Here is a 19,301-nt window from a genome sequence, read left to right on the forward strand (position 1 = left end):
GCTATTTTCCGTAATTTGCTCGCTTATTGATTAGTCTGATCATATATTCGTCATTTATTTGACGTTTCGGATAACATATGTGACTATTTTTTGACCATCAACTAATTGATTTTTTTATATTTTTAATTTTATTATTGTATAATTAATCATATTGGTCATTTTTATGACAGTTGTTTTTGTGTGAGTTCCAACTCACTGTCATAGACAATCCCGCATTACGCCTGCGGCTAATGTGGGCTATCGATTTATAGGTGGTTAAAGTCTGTTAGTTATGCCTAAATTAACGAATGGGCATATTTTCAAATAGTTTTGAAGTGAAGATATGATTCGGATCATATTTTTGTTTATTGGCTATCCAAGTGGATAACTTATCACCAAAATGGGTTTGCCACCACTTGGGCTCAAGAAAATCCCCCTGGTATCCCGACAGATACCGCTTTCCGCCCAATGGTAAAAAAATATCATTGAGCCAGTTCATTGTGTCAATGGCAACCGATTTATAAGAATGCGGCAGACCCGGATTGAGAATCATAAACGAAAACAAGGGGCCTTTTTCGGGAAACATTAGCATTCCGGAGTGAATCAACTTAATGGGAATAATATGGATTAAAGGTGCGATTACTGTGGGAATCTTAGCTAATATATTTGGCAGTACTTCAGTGAGCGTGTGTTGATCAATATAGCATTCATACCAAGGATGCATCATTGACCATAATCCCTGCTTTTGCATGGCATCAAAACGATGATTGTGACGTAAAAAGTATTGATCAATCGTTTCTGATTGTTGGTGCAATCGTTTGCAAGGACTCAATACTGACACCACCTCATCGTCTGGCTCATTACCCTCATATTCAAGCGAAACATGCAGACCATATAGCCAATGAGTAAGCGGTTTCTTTTGTCCGTCGTAAACAATGGCACCTTGTGACGAAGCACTACAAAAGGACTCAATGTAATCAAAATGCTCTCTAGCAAGGGTGATTGCTGCTAAAAAGTCACTGAATTCATAATATAATAGAAACCAAGTTTTGACCTTTGATTTGACCGGTCGTAAAGGAATACCGGCTCGAACAAGGATACCAAAATTACCTTGGCCACCAAGGATTGCATGAAATCGATCATCATGGCGATCAATGATAGCGTGCATGCCTCGTCCATCCACTATTTCCAAGTTTGAAACGTTAGCAATCATGGGGCCATATTTAAAAGCGCCCGCGCCCATACCACCGGCCGAAAGAACGCCACTAACGGATAACTGACAATTATAAGGTAGAGCCATCGGTGCTAAGCGAAGAGGAAGCGTTTTCGCTAAAACTTGCTCCCAGGTATTTGCAGCACTCACCCAAATTTGATTATCGCTGATTTCATCCAGCTGATTAAAATTCAACATTGATAGGACATAGCCGTTATTGGGAGCGATTGATTGCCCCCCTTGGCTTAAACCCTGACAACGAATTGTGAGAGGATGATGAAAATGATTAGCATCATCAATAATCTTAACTAAATCGCCAATCAAGTTGGGCTGATACACACCTATGGGAATCTGGTAATGCAATCGACTGAAATCACCTGCGTAGTCGATGAGTTCATCTGGATTGGTTTTAAGCATGATAGCGCTCTCATGAAGATTTGTAATTATAGTGCTTCTCTTGTCGATGACTGGTTTGATATGCATCGATAAGCTGATAGGTATTAAGGACATTTTCTTTAATTAAATTATCAACTTTTTGCCAATCAACTTCTTCGATTGAAAACTTACCAACGCACAGCCTCTCGATTAAATCGAGTTGTTTTTTTGCTTGCTCATGGGCAACTTTATATGGCAAGTTCGTAAACATTACCATGACATGCCTGGATAAATAATGTTCCGGATAGCGCCTCATTAGCTCATGCTCTAATGCTTTGCGCAACACAAATTGGTCATCTAATACATCATGACGTATCTCATCATAATTATCCATGGACATGGCAGCTACCGCATCGGTATTTTCTTTACGTTGCTTATAAAATGCAGGTAGTACTTTTGACCAATTGTCGTTATGTTGATGTAATAAATCATTCAAAATTCGACAATCTTCAAACGCAGCATTCATACCCTGTCCAAAAAAAGGCACAATGCCATGGGCCGCATCACCAATTAATAAACACTGATCTTGGTAGAACCAAGGGGCGCATTTGATAGTGCTCAAATAACCTACAGGATGGCTTTGAAATTCATCCACTAATGATGGCATATGCGGATAGATCGTCTTGAAATTTTGACGGAAGAACTGGTGGATTTGTGATTCTGTTTGAATGGTAGCAAAACTTTGCTTACCCTCAACAGCAAGAAACAAGCTGCCGGTAATGGAGTGATCAGGATTTGGGTTGCCCAACAGCATAAATTGATCCTGTGGCCAAATATGTAAGTGTTCTCGTACAAAACGTTTATCACCGGGTCCTGCGATGGTTAATTCTTTATAGCCATGCTGTAAAAATTCTCGCGTTGCTTTTGCAATTCCTGCCTGTGTTAAGCTCTCACGGACAATCGAAGGCGCGCCATCTGCACCAATCAAATGGTCGTAGTGGTGTTCTATGACATGGTTATGATGATTCAAAAGACACAATTTTTTATCAAAATCAATGGATGATAACGTATGATCAAAATACACAGTAATGTGTTGGTTTGCATCAATACAATCAAGCAACATCCGGTTTAAATCCGTTCGTTTGATTGAATTGATATATTCATCGGCAGTCCTGCCAAAGGGTTGATAGGTCATTGATCCGTCTTGTTCATAGATGGCTCGGGCACGCATTGGCACCATAATTGGCTTAATTTCTGTTAATAAATTAAGCGAGTTTAACGCTGTAATCCCACGGCAAGATAACGCCATATTGATTGAACGACCATAATCATGAGGAGTTAGTCGCAAATCGCCTCGGGATTCAAAAATAATGACATCATATCCTCTTTGCGCTAAATACAGGGACATCAGACAACCCGCTAGGCCTCCACCGATGATTGTCACAGATTGCATGGATCCTCCTTACTCATCCTTTATTATTTTAAAACTCATCATGTAGTCAATCAACTCATTCGAGGGTAATGGTTTACTGAAGTAATATCCTTGCGCATAGTCACAGGAATACTCTCGAATTAAGTCTAATTGTGTTTTGGTTTCAATCCCTTCAGCTAACACCGTCAAACTTAGACTATGACCTAAATTGACAACCGCTTTGGCTATTGCGGCATCATTTTTATCGGAAACCATGTCATTAATAAAACTCCGGTCGATTTTTAACTTATCCACTGGCAATCGCTTCAAATAAGATAAACTTGAGTACCCTGTGCCAAAATCATCAATCGACAAACCAACACCGCGGTCTTTTAAAGCGCCCATAATGGTGACGATGCTGTTGATATTTTCAATTAATAGACTCTCAGTTAACTCTAATTCCAAAAACCTTGAATCAAGCTTTGCTTTTTCCAGTGCCTCATCCACGATATTAACCAAGTTGTTTTGTTTAAATTGTCGCTCAGAGATATTCACCGCCATGATCAAATCTTTCAAACCCAGTTTATGCCATTCTTTTAATTGCATACAAGCCGTTTCAAGCACCCATCGACCAATATCAATAATTAATCCATTTTCTTCAGCAACACCAATAAAATCCATGGGAGAAACTGGCCCTAAAATCTTACTATGCCATCTAATCAACGCTTCCACACCCATAATTCGGTGATTAATAATATCGATGAGCGGTTGATAGACCAATGTAAATTCATTATTTTTTAAAGCATCTCGTAAGGCATTGTCGAGTTGCATAACATTAATTAGACGATTATTCATGTCTGGTTCAAAAACTTTATACATGTTTCGACCACTATCCTTCGCATGATACATGGATAAATCGGCATTTTTCATGAGCGTTTCAAAATCCCCACCATCTTTTGGATAGAAGCATATGCCAATGCTTGCGGTGATGGTAATAGTGTGTTGGTCAATTTGGACAGGGTTTTGAATATTTTTTAAAATCTCATTGGCTTTCTCTTTCGCTTCCTCTTCCGTACTGACACTGCTAAGTAAGATAAAAAATTCGTCCCCACCTAGCCTAGCAACCGTATCAAACTCATCAGTGGCAATTAATAACCGATTAGCGATTAGTTGTATTAACTTATCTCCAACACCATGGCCTAGCGTATCATTTGTCATTTTGAATTTATCTAAATCAACAAACATAAAAGCCAAGATGGACTTTTGTTTTTTTGCTTGAAGAATGGCTTGTTCAACCCTATCAATCAGTAGCACCCGATTGGGCAATTCAGTCAGTGAGTCATGGGTTGCTTGCTGTAATAACTGTAGTTCCAGCTCGCGACGATCGGTGATGTCATTTAAAATACACACAAAATGCTTTATTCTTTTATCTGACGCTTCATTAACGGGCGACAAGCTGATTTCAGACCAATATTTACTGCCATTTTTGTGTCGACACTCGATTTCTAGAAACTCTTCTCTATGTTCACGAATCGCCAAGCTCATTCGCTTGTAATTAGCATCTGTGGGACTAAAACCTTGTAAGTTTTTTAAACTCTTACCAAGCGCTTCTTTCTCACGATAACCCGTGATACGTTGAAACGCTTTATTGACATAAATGATAGCGTTCGGTTCCGATTCAACATCTATAATCGCCACACCATGTGAACTGGCTTCAATCGCCCTTTCTCGAATGCGTAGGAAGTCTTCTGAGCGTCGTTTGTCGGTCACATCTCTAAAACTATATACCCGTCCAACAATCTGATGACCAATACGTTGAGGTTGAGTATATCGTTCAAAAACACGGCCATCTTTAAAATGAAGTTCGGGTAATTCCCCTTGCCATTCAGGATTTTCATACAAATATTGAACGTCGGATATGAGTGAGGATGGATCTTGTAATTGAGACAAAATATAATCAAAACTAATCCGTTCCGTACCAACTTCCATCATATGGGATGGGATCCGCCACATATCAATAAACTTCTGGTTCCAATCAACCACTTGTCCTTTACCATTCACCATCATGATCCCATCCGCGGTTGATTCTAACGTAGCACGAACAAGTGATAATGACTTTTCTAATTCAATGTTTTTTTCAACGATAAAGGTGGAGTCAATATGAATATTATCGGTTAATGGTTGGTTAGCTGAGCGCCTAAACTCAGGCTGATTATGGTACCACTCCTCCAACAAGCTAGAAAGTTCCGGCGGTTCTTCCAATAATCCCAAGGCTTTACTCACATCTGTTAAGGATGGTGGACGGCCTGTTTTCTTTATTCGCTCTGCCGCTTTTGCAACAACTTGATAGGATACTTGTGATCTGCTCATAAATCCCTCTACCACTTTCCAGTTATGCATGTTTTCAGCACACAGCATGATTTACTGAAAGTCTCAACGTCCAAATTAAAAAAGCACAGTTACATCACTTTTTCTAATTAAATATTTTTGCACTTACACGACAAGGCATTTCAACTAAAGTATAGACAATATTTTTAATTTTGTGTCCATATTGTGGCCTGTATGTCATTGTAAGAAGCTAAATATTAATAAATATCCTGTTAGCAACACGCATTTAACGTTGGTAATATGCCCGGACTTCTCTATAACTTTCCACATTGTTCCCCTCGCCCCGGAAACGGGGTTAGGGTGCCCAAAGGGCGGGAGAGGGATTTTTGAAATGAAATTATATCCTGATGTGTGGTACCAAGTGCCTGAAATGCTTACTAAATGACCGAATCAAAAAATTTTGTAATATAGAAACTATGGGGGGCTGTTAGCACTAAAATGATAAAAACCTCAAAATGAAAGTATGAATCTCTCACTTTGAGGTTGTCATCTAAGTTGATCAATTAGACACATTATCACTTGATGGAGCAGGTTTTACTTCCATCATTTTAGCATCAGACTGTGGTGTTTCAGGGCTTTTGGCGTCATTACTTTTTGACTCATTGCTCTTCTCAGCACCGGGGGATTGATTCATTTGTTGTTTATCTGTTCCCATGGATTTATCCTGATACTCCAAAGATTGCTCAGCCTTTTGGTCAACCTTTTCTTCGGCTTGATTTTCACACGCGGCTAATAATAAAGCACTTAGACCAATACCAGCAAACAACATTGCACTTTTCATCCTCGTCTCCTAATTCAGCCCGATTTTGAGTTGATATACTCCCTATATAAAAGCGTAGTCGTCGGTTCTGCGTTTTTCAACGTGAAAACGAAGTATGTTTGAATTTCTATTGATATATTAATAAGTTGCAAAGAAAAAAATATGGCAAAGTTCTGATTGAGACATTATAGAGCACTTGCAATCATAAATTACTCAATTCCTAGTTTCTGAATCCGATAACGTAAAGTGCGCAAACTTAATCCTAACAATTTTGCCGCAGCCGTTCGATTCCATTTGGTTTTCTCTAATGCTTCGATGATCATATGTCGCTCCCTTTCATTCAGCGCTTCATCAAGGGTTCCGTCAAGGTCTAGAGGTTCCTCTTCTCGATTGGCTAAAACGGGCAAATCTAAATCATCTCGCGTTATCGTGTTATTTTCACAAAGGGCGATTGCTCGCTCTAAAATATTTTCTAACTCACGAACATTACCTGGGTAGCGGTATTTCTTTAACGAATTAACACAATCGCCATCTAAAGTAACCATTGGACGTTGTTCGCCCTTGCATAATTTGGCAAGAATCGATTTCGCTAATAATGGTATATCTTCCTGACGCTCTCTTAATGGGGGAACAAACAGTGTGATCACATTGATTCGATAATATAAATCCTGACGAAAGCTCCCTTGTTGGATGGCTTGCATCAAATCTTTATGACTGGCACTTAATATGCGAACATCGACATTTTTCTCTTGGTTGCTTCCAACAGGCTTAATCGCTTTTTCCTGGATTGCCCGTAATAATTTCACTTGCATCGCAATGGGCAGTTCAGCGATTTCATCAAGAAAGAGTGTGCCACCATGCGCGGCTTCAAATAAGCCTATTTTATTTTCAATTGCCCCAGTAAAGCTACCTTTGACATGGCCAAAAAACTCTGACTCCATCAACTCGGCAGGAATTGCACCACAGTTTACCGGGATAAATGGCTTTTCTTGTCGAGGTCCTCGTGAATGGATTAACTTGGCAACGAGCTCTTTACCAACACCTGACTCACCTTTGATGAACACAGGCGCCTGACTCCTAGCCACTTTATCAATTTGCTTTTTCAATTCAAGCATGACCACACTATTACCAATGAGTTTTTCATCGACGCTACTCAATTGGCTTTCTTTTATCGAAATAGCCGTGGTCACGAGATCTTTTAACATTGGCAGATTAACGGGCTTAGACACATAATCAAATGCCCCTGCCTTCAAAGAATTAACAGCACCCTCCACATTGCCATACGCTGTTATAACAGCAACGGGTATATGGGGTTTGTGCTTTTGAATCTTTCTCACTAAATCGATACCATCCCCATCGGGTAATCGCATATCCGTTAAGATGAGGGAATAGTCGTTGGCTAAAATAGCATCTAATCCTGTTTTAAAGGTATGATAGCTTTCCGCTTTTAAGCCCATTCTATGCAATGTAATGGTTAATAATTCACAAATATCGGGTTCGTCATCAATCACACATACTGATTTACTCATAATATCCAATATCCTTATTTCGAAAATCGATTCTAAAGCAACACCCATTACTGATACTACTATCATAGCGCAACTGGGCATCATTGATCTCCGCTAATTCTCTAGCAATATATAATCCCATGCCATGTCCTGTTCTGTCCGTACTAAAAAAAGGTTCAAATAATTGGCTTTGATGAGCCTCTTGTACCCCTTTTCCATTATCAATGACCTTTAAGGAAATATTGTCATCTCCTTCTTCTACTTGGAATGTAATCGTGATTGAATCAGTCACATCACGATTATGTCTAACGGCATTGTCACACAGCACAATTAATATTTGCTCGAGTTGACTTCGATCGAAATAAATATGCGTAGAAGATGAAGTTGGTTGATTGATTATAAATTGACATTGTTGATATAGGCGATAATCGTCGACAAAATCTTCTAAAAACTCAAAAATATCGAATTGAACAGGCTTTGCTTTTTCTCTTCTTGATAACTGAAGCACATTTTTAATAACCTCATTCATGCGATTACAATGCTTTTCAATTAGACGTTGCAGGCGCATATCTTCCGTGTTTAAACCATTGTTTCCCATGAGTTGCACAGCATGGGATATAGCGCCTAATGGGTTTCGTAATTCATGCGCTACACTGGCAGTAAATCGTCCTAATGAAGCAAGTTTTAATTGTTGTGCTTGCTGAGTAATAAAATGGATATCTTCCAATATGATGAGATAGCTTGGTGTATTGCTTTCGGTCGTTGGAATGTATTGGACTCGCAAGGATTGGCTTTTCAAAATAACCGTATAGGGATTTTTTTTATCTTTGAATTCATCAAGATAATGAGAAAAGTTAACAGCAAGTTGAGGAGAAAGTTCATGTAAATATAACGGTTTCTTTTGTACATGATAATTGAATATTTCTCTTGCTGACGTATTAATCACTTCGATTGTTCCGTCTTGATTGACATATAAAACGCCCGCTTTTAGTTTTTCAACGATGTATTGATTGATCTTTTGCATATCCGCTAATTGGCTTCCACGCTGACGGGCTAACAGCTCTGTTGATTGTAGTCGTTTAGCTAAAAACCATGCGACAATTGCTGTAGCAAACAACCCTACCCCATGTACACCGGAGTAGAAGAAAATGCCTGTGTCAGGCACAACTCGATAAAGGTATTCAATGCCGGAAATGATTAATAAGATTGAGCTAGCCGTTGCTGCAAAAAAAATGGCTAATCTTCCCGGCACTAACAGACTTAATATCGCAACATTGACGTTGATTAATACACCAAGACCTGATTCTAATTGATTGAGAAAAGTCACATATAATGACAAAATGACAATATCAATAACACCTGAGATCAACACTTGAGTTGGGAATCTAGGCTGTTTAAAATGCCAAGCGACAAACGCTAGTCCTGAAAATAGGCTATAGAAAATGGTTATCCATAATAAAGGAAAATTCCCATACGCTTTGTGGTTACTGAGCCATAAGCCTACCATCAGGAAAAGGCTAAATACCCGATAGACATTATAGGACAATAATGAACGCCATTTTCTTTCTCGGATACTAAATGTCATATATACCGTTTTTTTTATATCGTCTATAATGAAAATAGAATATAAACAGGGAGATAACAACCGTGTCTGATAAAAAATCAAAAATTCCTAGTCTTGAGGAGTTCGGAAAATATGTTGGGAAATTGTTCACAGATATTAAAGACAGCGTTAAAGAAATAGTAACAGACTATCAGAAAAACCACCCTGGTGACGACGATACTGCTGAAAGCAAAGGTGAAGAAAAAGAGGCTAAAGCAGATAAAAAACCTGCTAAAAAAGCACCGCCGAAAAAAGATACCGAAGAAAGTGAGTCTTAATAACGGGTCTAGCCTTCCTAACTATCGACAAGATCGTAAAAAAATCCCCGTATTAATTGAAGCTTTAATACGGGTTCATTGCTTCGTAAATTTGGATTTTTAAACATAATTTGTTGTGGTATACAGGGATTAATTCGGTAACGCAGACGATAACGCAAACGTTCACGAATTAGCTGTCTGCTTTTAATGCTTAGAAATGCGCAGCGCCAAGGGCTACTTAAGCACCAAAATATTCATCCCTATACATTTTCTTTGCGCGATAAGCCATATTTTCGCATTTTTTCAACTAAGGTGGTGCGTCGCATATTTAGTGCGGTTGCAGCATGCGCGACGACCCAGTCCGTTTCATTTAATGCTTGTTTAATTAACTTTAACTCTGTTTGAATTAAATGTTCTTTTAAATCAATGCCTTCAGAAAGGTCTGTCTCGGGTGCCAACTCTTTCAATAAGGCAGTGCGCTCATCTTGCTCCTGCGATTGTTGACTGGTTTCTGAAATCGTCCGATGGATTCGCGCCGGTAACTCTTCACGATCAATGATGCCGTTTGGGTATAATATGGTGAGTCTTTCGACCATATTGGCTAACTCACGCACGTTTCCTGGCCAGCGATATTTAGTCAATGAATCGATAGCACCCGGCAGAAAATGCACGCCTGGGCGACCTTCACGCTCAACACGAGATACTAACTCATTCAATAATAAAGGGATATCTTCCTTCCGGTCGCGTAAAGCTGGCATTTCAATTGGAAAAACGTTTAAACGATAGTATAGATCTTCGCGAAAATTACCCTCTTTAATCGCTTGTTCTAAATTTTGGTGGGTGGCAGCAATAATTCGTACATTGACTTCAATCGGTTTATTGCTTCCAACTCGCTCAAATGTCCTTTCTTGCAAAACTCGTAATAATTTCACCTGCATTGCAAGGGGCATGTCTCCAATTTCATCTAAAAATAAGGTTCCACCGCTTGCTAACTCAAAGCGTCCTTGGCGAGTTGAAATAGCACCGGTAAACGCACCTTTTTCATGACCAAATAATTCCGATTCTAAAAGCTCACCTGGTATTGCCCCACAATTAATTGGTACAAAGGGCTTGGTTCTTCTTGACGACGTTAAGTGAATGTTTCTTGCTGCGACTTCCTTTCCTGTCCCTGATTCACCAAGAATTAATACTGACGCATCGGTAATACCCACTTGATTAATTAACGTGCGTATCTCATTCATTTTATCGCTTTGCCCAACTAAGTTATATTTTTGCGATTGAAGTAGATGCGCTCGCGATTCATCGGAGTGTTCTCGCTGGGCTACCTGACATTTATGCAGTATTTCCAGTAATTGAGCATAAGTAAATGGAAAACATAATTTTGAAAATACCGCAGAGTGGGATGGCGTAAAACGATTTTTTTCATCCATTAATAGAATAATATGGCCATCCGGTGCTTTTGCATGCACTTGGTCGAGAAAAGTTGCTGTTTCGCTTTCGGTTGGCAAACAGCTAATAAAAATTGCCGCCTTCGTTAAGTAAGGTGTGTTTATCCAGTTTTTAGTATCACTCATTTGCCAGGATACCCCAACAAAATCGAGTAAAGTACCTATACGTTCACCGCGAGCTGTATCATCATCAATTATCAAATAATGACAGGTTGTCGTCATTGCTCATCCTTAAGATTCTACGTCAATTAACCACGATATTGACTATTTTAATTTTGGCTCCGAAAGCAGCTTATGTCAAATCAATGATCAATATGATAAACAACAGACCATATTTATCAAATAACTATGTGTTAAATTCAATGTTAATTAGCGCTGGCACTGAATTGAACGAAAACTATTACATTGTTTGCCAAAACATAACCCCTTATCACCGATCGCCTTCGTCGCAGCAACCTGAGTTTCCTTTTCGTAATGTTTTACCTGCATGTACCCCTTGTGTTGACAAAAGGCATTGGCCGCACGATATCCGCACCCAGAATGCGCTTTATAGCACCAAGCCACACGATAATTTTCATGGCGTGGAAAAGCATAACGTTTAAATCGATAGTGGTAAGATTTTGCAGGTGGGTGACTGATATCATCTGAACATAGAATGAGATCAAATCCGTCACAACGCCATCCTTTGCAATGCCAGTGAGAATTAATATAATTAGTCAATCCAACATTATTTGCTTTAATATATTTATTTGCCTTTTTGTAGCCCATCAAATGACAATATTTCTGAGCAACGGTATCACCACATCCCCCATTGCCTAACATACAATAATTCAGCCGTTGTCCATGAAACATTGGTTGCAAAAAGCTGTGATAAAATTGTTGATTACCAACCGCCTCAATGGCAACGCTAAAAAGCGTAAATAGGAACAGTATGCGAAAAATTTTATACATTAAAACATACTCTTAATCTGGTTTTCTAAAATCTTAACGCATGATTCAACAGAATAAAAGTAGATTGTCAATTTTGCTGCGCCGCTCTTTGTTCAATTATTTGAATGGCAGTATCTAATCGTTGCAAAGTTCGTTCTTTACCAATTAACTCCAAAGTCTGGTCAATGGCTGGGGAAGAACTAGAGCCTGTGACTGCAACTCGCAGTGGTTGGGCCACCTTAGCCATATTCATATCCATCCGGACACAAATATCATTGACGATTTCTTGAAGCTGATTTCTTTCCCATTGACTCGTTTGAGCAAAAGCTTGTCTTAAAGCAACCATGGCATCGAGCACAACGGGGCGTAGATGTTTTTTCACCGATGAATCATCGTAACTTACTGAATCAGCGTAATAAATCGTACTTTGCGATGCAATATCATGTAGGGTTGCACATCGATCCGCATAAACGGAAATTAATGCAGACAATTCAGGGCCTTGACTGGTATTGACGCCCAATTCATCAAACTGATATTGCAAAGCCGGCATTATCTGACTTTCTTGCAGTGTGCGAATATAGTGTTGATTTAACCAATATAATTTTTCATAATTAAAACTTGAAGCACCCCGGCTAACTTTGTCTAAACTAAATTGCGATATCATTTCATCAAGTGAAAAAATTTCTTGATCACCAGCAGACCATCCTAATCTAACTAAGTAATTTAGCAAGGCTTCAGGTAGAACACCCATTTTTTTAAACTCTAAAACACTAACAGCCCCATGTCGTTTTGATAATCGTTTACCATCCTCGCCTAATATCATGGGTAAATGAGCAAATTCCGGTGGGGTTGCATTCAATGCCTGGTATAAATTGATTTGCCTTGGGGTGTTGTTAATATGATCATCCCCACGGATAACATGGGTAATTGCCATATCCATATCATCAACGACAACACTGAAATTGTAGGTTGGATGGTTATCTGAACGAAGCAAAATCAAATCATCTAATTCAGCATTGTTGATATGAATGTCGCCATAAACATGATCGACAAATTTCACCGTTCCTTCCACAGGATTTTTAAAGCGTATAACGGACACCCCTGCTTTCGCAGGCAGATTTTTCTCCCGGCAATGACCATCATAGCGGGGTTTTTCTTTCGCCGCTAGTTGGGCTTCCCGCAGGCCTTCCAGACGATCTTTAGAACAATGACAATGATAAGCAAGGCCTCTATCGAGCAAGTTTTCTAGTATTTCATGGTAACGGTCATAGCGTTTGGTTTGATAGACAATAGGTCCATCGGATGACAGGCCAAGCCAGCTCATGCCATCTAATATCACCTCGACCGATTCTTGCGTTGATCGTGTTTGGTCCGTATCTTCAATGCGCAAATAAAACTCACCATGATGGTGTTTGGCAAATAGCCATGAAAAAAGGGCTGTTCGAACGCCTCCAACATGCAGAAATCCAGTTGGACTTGGTGCAAATCGTGTTTTAACTGTCATATTATTCTACTAAAATTGAAAATCGGCTACTTACCGGACAACAATATAAAACGCCAGTCTTTGCCATCTTTGCGAAGCAATCCAGCTCGATCCCTGAACAAAAATCTATTTTAGCTTGCTTCGCAAAGCCCGCAAAGACGGCTATTTTAAAAAATGACCGGTCCAAAGAAAATCAGTATACTACAATGTTATATAACAACTTTAAATAGTTTGTTAGAATATAAGGATATTCTCCTTTGTGCTGGACTATTCCTTAAAAGCACTGTCGTTGCGAGCTCTGCGAAGCAATCCAGTTCGATCTCTGAACAGAAATCTGTTCTGGATTGCTTCACTACGTTCGCAACGACAGCTTTTTTTAAGAAATGTCAGGTACAAAGGATATACTCTAGCTTAATTAGTTTTAAATTGAATATATCCTATGAATAGAAAAGATCGCATTGAACAAACGCTGAAAGCACACTTAAACCCAGTTTACATCGAAGTGGTTGACGAGTCGAACCGTCATCACGTGCCCGAAAACGCACAAACCCATTTTAAAGTCACCGCTGTTAGCGTAGCGTTTGAAGGCATGTCGTTGATTAAGCGCCACCGCTTAGTCAACAGTTTAGTGGAAGAAGAGCGTACTAACGGAATGCATGCCTTGAGCCTGCACTTAAAAACTCCAGAGGAATGGGAGAAACAGTCAACAACGCCTAACTCCCCTGCTTGTAAAGATGGATTCAAACATGGCTAATTCATCGCCCATATTCTGGCAGCAGCTTTTGACGTTACCACCGATGTCAAGAGGGTTTCATCGTATTGATGCCCAACTCGAAGCACTTCTGCAAAACAACATCCACCTATCAGCAGGGTTAGTCCATTTATTTTTACAACATACCTCAGCATCGCTTGTTATCACTGAAAATTGTTGCGCGGATGTGAGGCGCGATTTGGAGGAGTTCTACAATCAACTTGCACCCGATAGTATCCAACGCTACCAGCATAATATGGAAGGACCTGATGATATGCCTGCTCATATAAAAAGCACCCTATTGGGGGTTAACCTGACGCTACCCATCGAAAATGGTCGATTTGCACTCGGTCAGTGGCAAGGAGTCTACCTTGGTGAACATCGTGATAAAGGAACGGCCAGGCGAATATTGGTCACAGCTTATGGGCTATCAGCCCCCTAGCCTAATTCGATGCCATTGCATGTTGGAAAATTAGGGGTATTTACGAGTTTATGAGTCGAAAAATCATTCATATTGATATGGATTGCTTTTTTGCAGCCGTCGAAATGCGGGATTTCCCCGAATTAAAGACTAAACCTATTGCGGTCGGGGGTGAATCAATTCGTCGAGGCGTCATTGCAACGTGTAATTATGAAGCACGAAAATACGGCGTTCGCTCAGCTATGGCAACCGCCCAAGCCTTGAAGCTTTGTCCAAAATTAGTATTACAACCGGTTCGCATGGAGGTGTATAAGCAAGAAAGCCAGCATATTCGCAATATTTTTTCCGATTATAGCGACTGCATAGAGCCGTTATCCTTAGACGAAGCTTATCTGGATGTCACCCATACCTCCCGTTGCCAAGGCAGTGCCACCTGGATTGCCAGAGAAATTCGCCAGCGAATTCAAGAAGAACGTGGATTAACAGCCAGTGCTGGGGTCGCACCGAATAAAAGCCTGGCCAAAATTGCCAGCGATTGGCATAAACCCAATGGCCAAAAAGTTATCCTGCCTGAAGCGGTATCTGAATTTGTGCTTAGTTTGCCGGTTCGCAAATTGTTTGGTGTTGGTCCAAAAATGGAACAGAAACTAACCGCTATCGGCATCCACACGTGTGCACAATTACAAAAATTAACGCTCGAAAATTTAAATCAATTATTTGGCAATTATGGCCAAAAGCTCTATGAGTTATGCCGTGGGATTGATGAGCGACCGGTTAACCCGAATCGTATTCGCAAATCCATCAGTGTTGAAGAGACCTTTTCCCAAGATTTGCCTGACATTCAATCATGCATTGATTCACTTCCCGGACTACTCATTCGCTTGCAAAAAAGATTAGACAGAGCAGGAAACATTGACCCAATCCATGGCTTATTTGTTAAGTTGAAATTTAAAACCTTCCAACAAACGACCATCGAATGCATTGGCACAGAAATCGATGAAACCGCCTATAAACAACTTTTAGCAGAAGGCTATTTACGTAAAAATTTGCCTGTTCGCTTGATTGGTGTTGGGGTAAAGCTTAAGCATCAACCGATACCGAGCGCTATTCAACTCTCTCTCTTCGAATAGGCTGCGGTTATAGTAGGTACGCCACCATCGTCAAATTTCGATGTTATTCACTTTGCTGTGTCGCACTTCGTAGAGGTTGCTGACGAAGATAATAACTGGCTAAAACAGCACCAAGGATTGCCATGAGCCCGCCAATTAAACCCATAGGGGATGGGGATTCGTGTAAGATGATAAAGCCAAGTATCGTTGATATCAGAGGTAATCCATACAAATACAATGCCGCTTTCGAAACTGGCATTCGATTGAGTATATAACACCATCCCAAATACGCTAAAGCCGCAGGACCAATGCCTAAATAGATAACTGTTAAATTACCCTGTAACGACGACTGTTTAATCTCGGCAACCAGTTGTGGGAAAAATACCAATAATGACAACGTCCCACCCCACATCACCCAGGTTGTGACCGATACAGGATGATAAAATTTTAGATAACGTCGCTGGGTTAATGTGTAAAACGCACCACAGGCTGAAGCAATCATAATGATCAATACGTTAGCGTCAATAAACGCCCCTTTTCTATTTCCCATAGCAATGACCATCAATCCAATTATTGATAGGAGTATTCCAATCCACGAGCGCCAAGGCAATTTTTCTCTTAAAAGTACAACCGACAAAATAATAGTAATCACCGGTACTTGGCCAATAATAAAGCTTGCAACGCCTGCATCAATGTTAATCTCGCCATAATTCAAACAAAAATTGTATACCCCAATCGCAAAGACCCCAACTAGCATTAATTGGATTCGATGTTTGGTGGAAACAGATGGGAGCTTTTGTAAACTGCCGATAACAACCGACAGAATCAACGACCCCACAAAAAATCGATACAATGCCAAAGCACCGGGTGAGAAATCACTTAATCCAAGCCGAATACCAACAAAGGCTGAAGCCCAAAAAAACAGGGTGGTAAAAATTGCAAAAGGAAGTAGAAAGGTTGACATGGGCTTAGCCTTTATTGAACTCAGCCAATATTATACCTCAACAATCTGTGTTGGTGGAATATCTACCAACTCGACAATCGGAGCAGTCGCGGCATCTGGCCCAAGCTGATAAAGCGTTGATCCGCCTGAGGTCGTTCCCACTTGCGTCCAAGTTGTGTCTGTATTAATCGTATCTGTTTCACCCAGCTCATCGCCACCAACAATCCTCAATACATTGTCATAGGTATTATTATTGGTATCGGTGACACTCCACTCGCTGCCAGAAGAGAGTTCTTTCACCGTTTCGAGCGTGAGATTGATGGTATTATTGCCACCATCATCCAGATCAATAATCTCAAAGCCGCTACCAAAGTGGTCATGGAGTTCAGAACCGGTCAGATCAAGCCCTGACTCATTGAATTTAATGGTGTCAATTCCCTCTCCACCTTCAATCTTACCACTAAAATTACTCAAGCTTGCACTGTCTATTAGCAAGGTATCATTATCCGTTTCCATCACAAAAACACCTGCTTCACCCGATAAATCGGAAAGATTTAATTCCGTGTGAGTTAGAACAACTTCAAATTGTCCAACGACTGGATCACCATCGGCATCTGTTGCCGTAAATGGAAGATCTAAGTTAAGGGGATCATTAATGGCTTGTTCAAATTGGACATCTCGGATATAGAAATTACTACTTCCACCATTGACCCGATTGATACCTGTAATTTCAATCGACTCAATCTCTTTACCAATATCAGCTATATTAAGTGGATTGCTTCCTGATGAATTATCACTTCCCGAAGCACTAGTCCCATCCTTATATTGGACAGTATATGAATAAGTCTGTCGACTACCCTGGAAGTCAATATCCACCTGAAATACCGAACCAATAAAGGTCATCAAAATTGACTCACCGGTTGATATTTGATTACTGCCCACACCTATTCCACTATTGGTTCGGCTGACTAGTCCTGAGCCATTATTAGCCGTGATATGAACAACTTGGTTAGCACTGCTAGTGGTTAATTGTTCAGATTCATTGATATATAAATTAGCTTGATTGGAACCGTTTCCTCTTAAATCAACGTCAAACAAATCAAAATCTTGATCAATAGGTTCATATATTTGAAGTTGATAAGTGCCATTCGTTGGGTTAGCGGTTATATCTAAAATAGTGACCGGTAATCCGCCTCTCACAACAAAGCCAGATAAGACATTACCATTGACTTCCCAATTGATCGTATCACCATTCGCTGTTAAATCGTTTGGTAATAATGAATCACTCAACGTAATTGAACCGCCTCCGTCATACCCCATATCCACCAAACTACCTTCGATAATAGTACCCGTTAGATTGTTTCCATACCCATTTTCAATATCCAGCGTTGGCACATCGTATTTGAGTTGGACGGATGCTGTATCGGTACCGCCGGCACCATCACTGATGGTATAATCAAACGATAGCGGTCCGGAATAGCCGGCATCTATCTTAAAGACGATATTGCCATCATTGGCAATCTCTACCGTTCCGCCAACGGCATTGGATACCGCTATGATTGATAAATTACCAGGTCCATCCACATCTGTATCATTGGCAAGCAGTTCATTGGGTGTAATTACAATGTTTGAAAGAAGATCACCACCCACAACTTGATAACTAAACCCTGAGCCGGTATCTAGTCCGATCTCAACTTCCAATTCATATTGGCCGCCTTGATCCCAATAGATCACTTCAATTTCATAGACACCATCGCTAGGGATAGAAAAGACACCATGCGTTGTTGTGGTAGGTGCTTGATTCACATCTTGAACCGCTGTATCAACCCACACACCATCGATTTTAACGCGGAATATATAACCATCATCTGCGCGAATTCTAAATCGATTGTCACCTTCTGTAAAAGACATATAGCCAGTAAATCGGACTATAGCATCGCTCGAACTAGTTTGGTTATTATATTCAATTGAACTCGCATCAGGCCCAATCCAATTAGCAAAATTATTCCCCTGGCCCAAGTCACCTGATCCTTCGTTGTAATTGATAGAAGTTGATACAAACGTCGCATTGGGCGTTTGATTATCAATAATCGATTGCACCTCAGCAAGAACACTATTGCCAGGGAACCCTGCGCCATCTAATTGGTTGTTTGTATTATATAGCTCGCCTAATAATCCAGCGGATTTTAGAATGGTTGGTGTGGTTGCTGATATTTTGATGATGTCGTTATTGGCGTCGGGATTAACATTAATATCTAAATTATTGCCATTTCCTGAATTTCCGGCGATGTCTTGATAAGAGCCATTTGCTACGGAAATACTGATATCATTTCCATCTGCTGTAAAATCAGCTCTCCAAATCTTAGGATCCATTGAATCTTGAACTAGATTTGAAACAGCACCACCTGCTACTACGATATCACCTAAGGTGAAACCAGTGACGACTTCGGAGAAAGTGAAGGTAAGCTGAGCTAAACCATTAGGTCCAAGTGTGGATTGTGACGAAGTGATATTCAAACTAGGTATGGTTGTATCAACGCTATGGGTTGAGGTGGTGGTGGCAGTGAATGGGTTACCGGCATCATCACTTCCTGAGACACTGACATCAAAACTGGTATCTGCGGCTAAATCGCTACCGGCTACAGCTATGCTAAACGTATTGCCCGCACCAACGGTGCCTGAATAGTTTGTGCCATTCACACTAAAGCTTATGGTATCACCA

The 19,301-nt window shown here is 40.2% G+C and carries 15 protein-coding genes; 4 read left to right on the plus strand and 11 right to left on the minus strand.

The genetic code is table 11. From position 1 onward, the window contains the following. Window positions 1–280: 280 nt before the first annotated feature. From AB3348_RS01895 to AB3348_RS01920, 6 genes are all read right to left on the minus strand, one after another. Complete coding sequence (locus AB3348_RS01895) at window positions 281–1,609, minus strand: FAD-binding protein (RefSeq protein WP_367605841.1); 1,329 nt, start codon at window positions 1,607–1,609, stop codon at window positions 281–283. Window positions 1,610–1,619: 10 nt separating this feature from the next. Next, entirely contained in the window at window positions 1,620–3,020 is a 1,401-nt protein-coding gene (locus tag AB3348_RS01900; RefSeq protein ID WP_367605842.1) for an FAD-dependent oxidoreductase, read from the minus strand. A gap of 9 nt (window positions 3,021–3,029) precedes the next feature. Further along, window positions 3,030–5,348, minus strand: a complete 2,319-nt coding sequence (locus tag AB3348_RS01905) for an EAL domain-containing protein (protein ID WP_367605843.1) — start codon at window positions 5,346–5,348, stop codon at window positions 3,030–3,032. Window positions 5,349–5,865: 517 nt separating this feature from the next. After that, a complete protein-coding gene (locus AB3348_RS01910; RefSeq protein WP_367605844.1) occupies window positions 5,866–6,147 on the minus strand; it encodes a hypothetical protein in 282 nt (93 codons plus the stop codon). Between the two features lie 188 nt (window positions 6,148–6,335). After that, a complete protein-coding gene (locus AB3348_RS01915) occupies window positions 6,336–7,655 on the minus strand; it encodes a sigma-54-dependent transcriptional regulator (protein ID WP_367605845.1) in 1,320 nt (439 codons plus the stop codon). Beyond that, a complete protein-coding gene (locus AB3348_RS01920) occupies window positions 7,648–9,219 on the minus strand; it encodes a PAS domain-containing sensor histidine kinase (protein ID WP_367605846.1) in 1,572 nt (523 codons plus the stop codon). Before AB3348_RS01920 ends, AB3348_RS01915 begins: the two co-directional genes overlap by 8 nt. 62 nt (window positions 9,220–9,281) lie before the next feature. Between AB3348_RS01920 and AB3348_RS01925 the strand changes: the two genes are divergently transcribed. Beyond that, window positions 9,282–9,515: a hypothetical protein gene (locus tag AB3348_RS01925; RefSeq protein WP_367605847.1), complete on the plus strand. Its 234-nt coding sequence runs from the start codon at window positions 9,282–9,284 to the stop codon at window positions 9,513–9,515. A gap of 239 nt (window positions 9,516–9,754) precedes the next feature. On the opposite strand, the gene AB3348_RS01930 is transcribed toward AB3348_RS01925, so the two are convergent. The 3 genes from AB3348_RS01930 to gltX all read right to left on the minus strand — a co-directional run bounded on the left by AB3348_RS01930 (window position 9,755) and on the right by gltX (window position 13,376). Further along, entirely contained in the window at window positions 9,755–11,164 is a 1,410-nt protein-coding gene (locus AB3348_RS01930; protein ID WP_367605848.1) for a sigma-54 dependent transcriptional regulator, read from the minus strand. Between the two features lie 147 nt (window positions 11,165–11,311). Next, complete coding sequence (locus AB3348_RS01935; protein ID WP_367605849.1) at window positions 11,312–11,893, minus strand: hypothetical protein; 582 nt, start codon at window positions 11,891–11,893, stop codon at window positions 11,312–11,314. Window positions 11,894–11,960: 67 nt separating this feature from the next. After that, entirely contained in the window at window positions 11,961–13,376 is a 1,416-nt protein-coding gene (gene gltX, locus AB3348_RS01940; protein WP_367605850.1) for a glutamate--tRNA ligase, read from the minus strand. Window positions 13,377–13,794: 418 nt separating this feature from the next. On the opposite strand from gltX, the gene AB3348_RS01945 reads away from it, so the two are divergent. The 3 genes from AB3348_RS01945 to dinB are packed head-to-tail and all read left to right on the plus strand — an operon-like array spanning window position 13,795 to window position 15,657. Continuing rightward, the gene (locus AB3348_RS01945; protein ID WP_367605851.1) at window positions 13,795–14,109 is read left to right on the plus strand and encodes a BolA family protein; all 315 of its coding nucleotides are present in this window, start codon (window positions 13,795–13,797) and stop codon (window positions 14,107–14,109) included. After that, on the plus strand, window positions 14,102–14,548 hold the full coding sequence (locus AB3348_RS01950) for a secondary thiamine-phosphate synthase enzyme YjbQ (protein ID WP_367605852.1): 447 nt from the start codon (window positions 14,102–14,104) through the stop codon (window positions 14,546–14,548). The genes AB3348_RS01945 and AB3348_RS01950 overlap by 8 nt, the downstream gene beginning before the upstream one ends. Before the next feature lie 50 nt (window positions 14,549–14,598). Next, window positions 14,599–15,657 carry a DNA polymerase IV gene (gene dinB, locus AB3348_RS01955; protein WP_367605853.1) on the plus strand — a complete coding sequence of 353 codons (1,059 nt, stop codon included), beginning with the start codon at window positions 14,599–14,601 and terminating at the stop codon, window positions 15,655–15,657. A 43-nt stretch (window positions 15,658–15,700) separates the two neighbouring features. On the opposite strand, the gene AB3348_RS01960 is transcribed toward dinB, so the two are convergent. Beyond that, window positions 15,701–16,600 (minus strand): DMT family transporter, encoded by a 900-nt coding sequence (locus AB3348_RS01960; protein ID WP_367605854.1) that lies wholly within the window; start codon window positions 16,598–16,600, stop codon window positions 15,701–15,703. A 30-nt stretch (window positions 16,601–16,630) separates the two neighbouring features. After that, on the minus strand, window positions 16,631–19,301 hold a 2,671-nt coding region (locus tag AB3348_RS01965; protein ID WP_367605855.1), incomplete at its 5' end, for an Ig-like domain-containing protein.

The sequence above is a fragment of the Legionella sp. W05-934-2 genome, from assembly GCF_964199965.1.
In the GTDB taxonomy this organism is placed as follows: Bacteria; Pseudomonadota; Gammaproteobacteria; order Legionellales; family Legionellaceae; genus JAFIFT01.

Bases quoted from the DNA above. Each gene is read 5' to 3' on its own strand.
- AB3348_RS01895 (WP_367605841.1), bottom strand. From the start codon at position 1,609: ATGCTTAAAACCAATCCAGATGAACTCATCGACTACGCAGGTGATTTC.
- AB3348_RS01900 (WP_367605842.1), bottom strand. From the start codon at position 3,020: ATGCAATCTGTGACAATCATCGGTGGAGGCCTAGCGGGTTGTCTGATG.
- AB3348_RS01905 (WP_367605843.1), bottom strand. From the start codon at position 5,348: ATGAGCAGATCACAAGTATCCTATCAAGTTGTTGCAAAAGCGGCAGAG.
- AB3348_RS01910 (WP_367605844.1), bottom strand. From the start codon at position 6,147: ATGAAAAGTGCAATGTTGTTTGCTGGTATTGGTCTAAGTGCTTTATTA.
- AB3348_RS01915 (WP_367605845.1), bottom strand. From the start codon at position 7,655: ATGAGTAAATCAGTATGTGTGATTGATGACGAACCCGATATTTGTGAA.
- AB3348_RS01920 (WP_367605846.1), bottom strand. From the start codon at position 9,219: ATGACATTTAGTATCCGAGAAAGAAAATGGCGTTCATTATTGTCCTAT.
- AB3348_RS01930 (WP_367605848.1), bottom strand. From the start codon at position 11,164: ATGACGACAACCTGTCATTATTTGATAATTGATGATGATACAGCTCGC.
- AB3348_RS01935 (WP_367605849.1), bottom strand. From the start codon at position 11,893: ATGTATAAAATTTTTCGCATACTGTTCCTATTTACGCTTTTTAGCGTT.
- gltX (WP_367605850.1), bottom strand. From the start codon at position 13,376: ATGACAGTTAAAACACGATTTGCACCAAGTCCAACTGGATTTCTGCAT.
- AB3348_RS01945 (WP_367605851.1), top strand. From the start codon at position 13,795: ATGAATAGAAAAGATCGCATTGAACAAACGCTGAAAGCACACTTAAAC.
- AB3348_RS01950 (WP_367605852.1), top strand. From the start codon at position 14,102: ATGGCTAATTCATCGCCCATATTCTGGCAGCAGCTTTTGACGTTACCA.
- dinB (WP_367605853.1), top strand. From the start codon at position 14,599: ATGAGTCGAAAAATCATTCATATTGATATGGATTGCTTTTTTGCAGCC.
- AB3348_RS01960 (WP_367605854.1), bottom strand. From the start codon at position 16,600: ATGTCAACCTTTCTACTTCCTTTTGCAATTTTTACCACCCTGTTTTTT.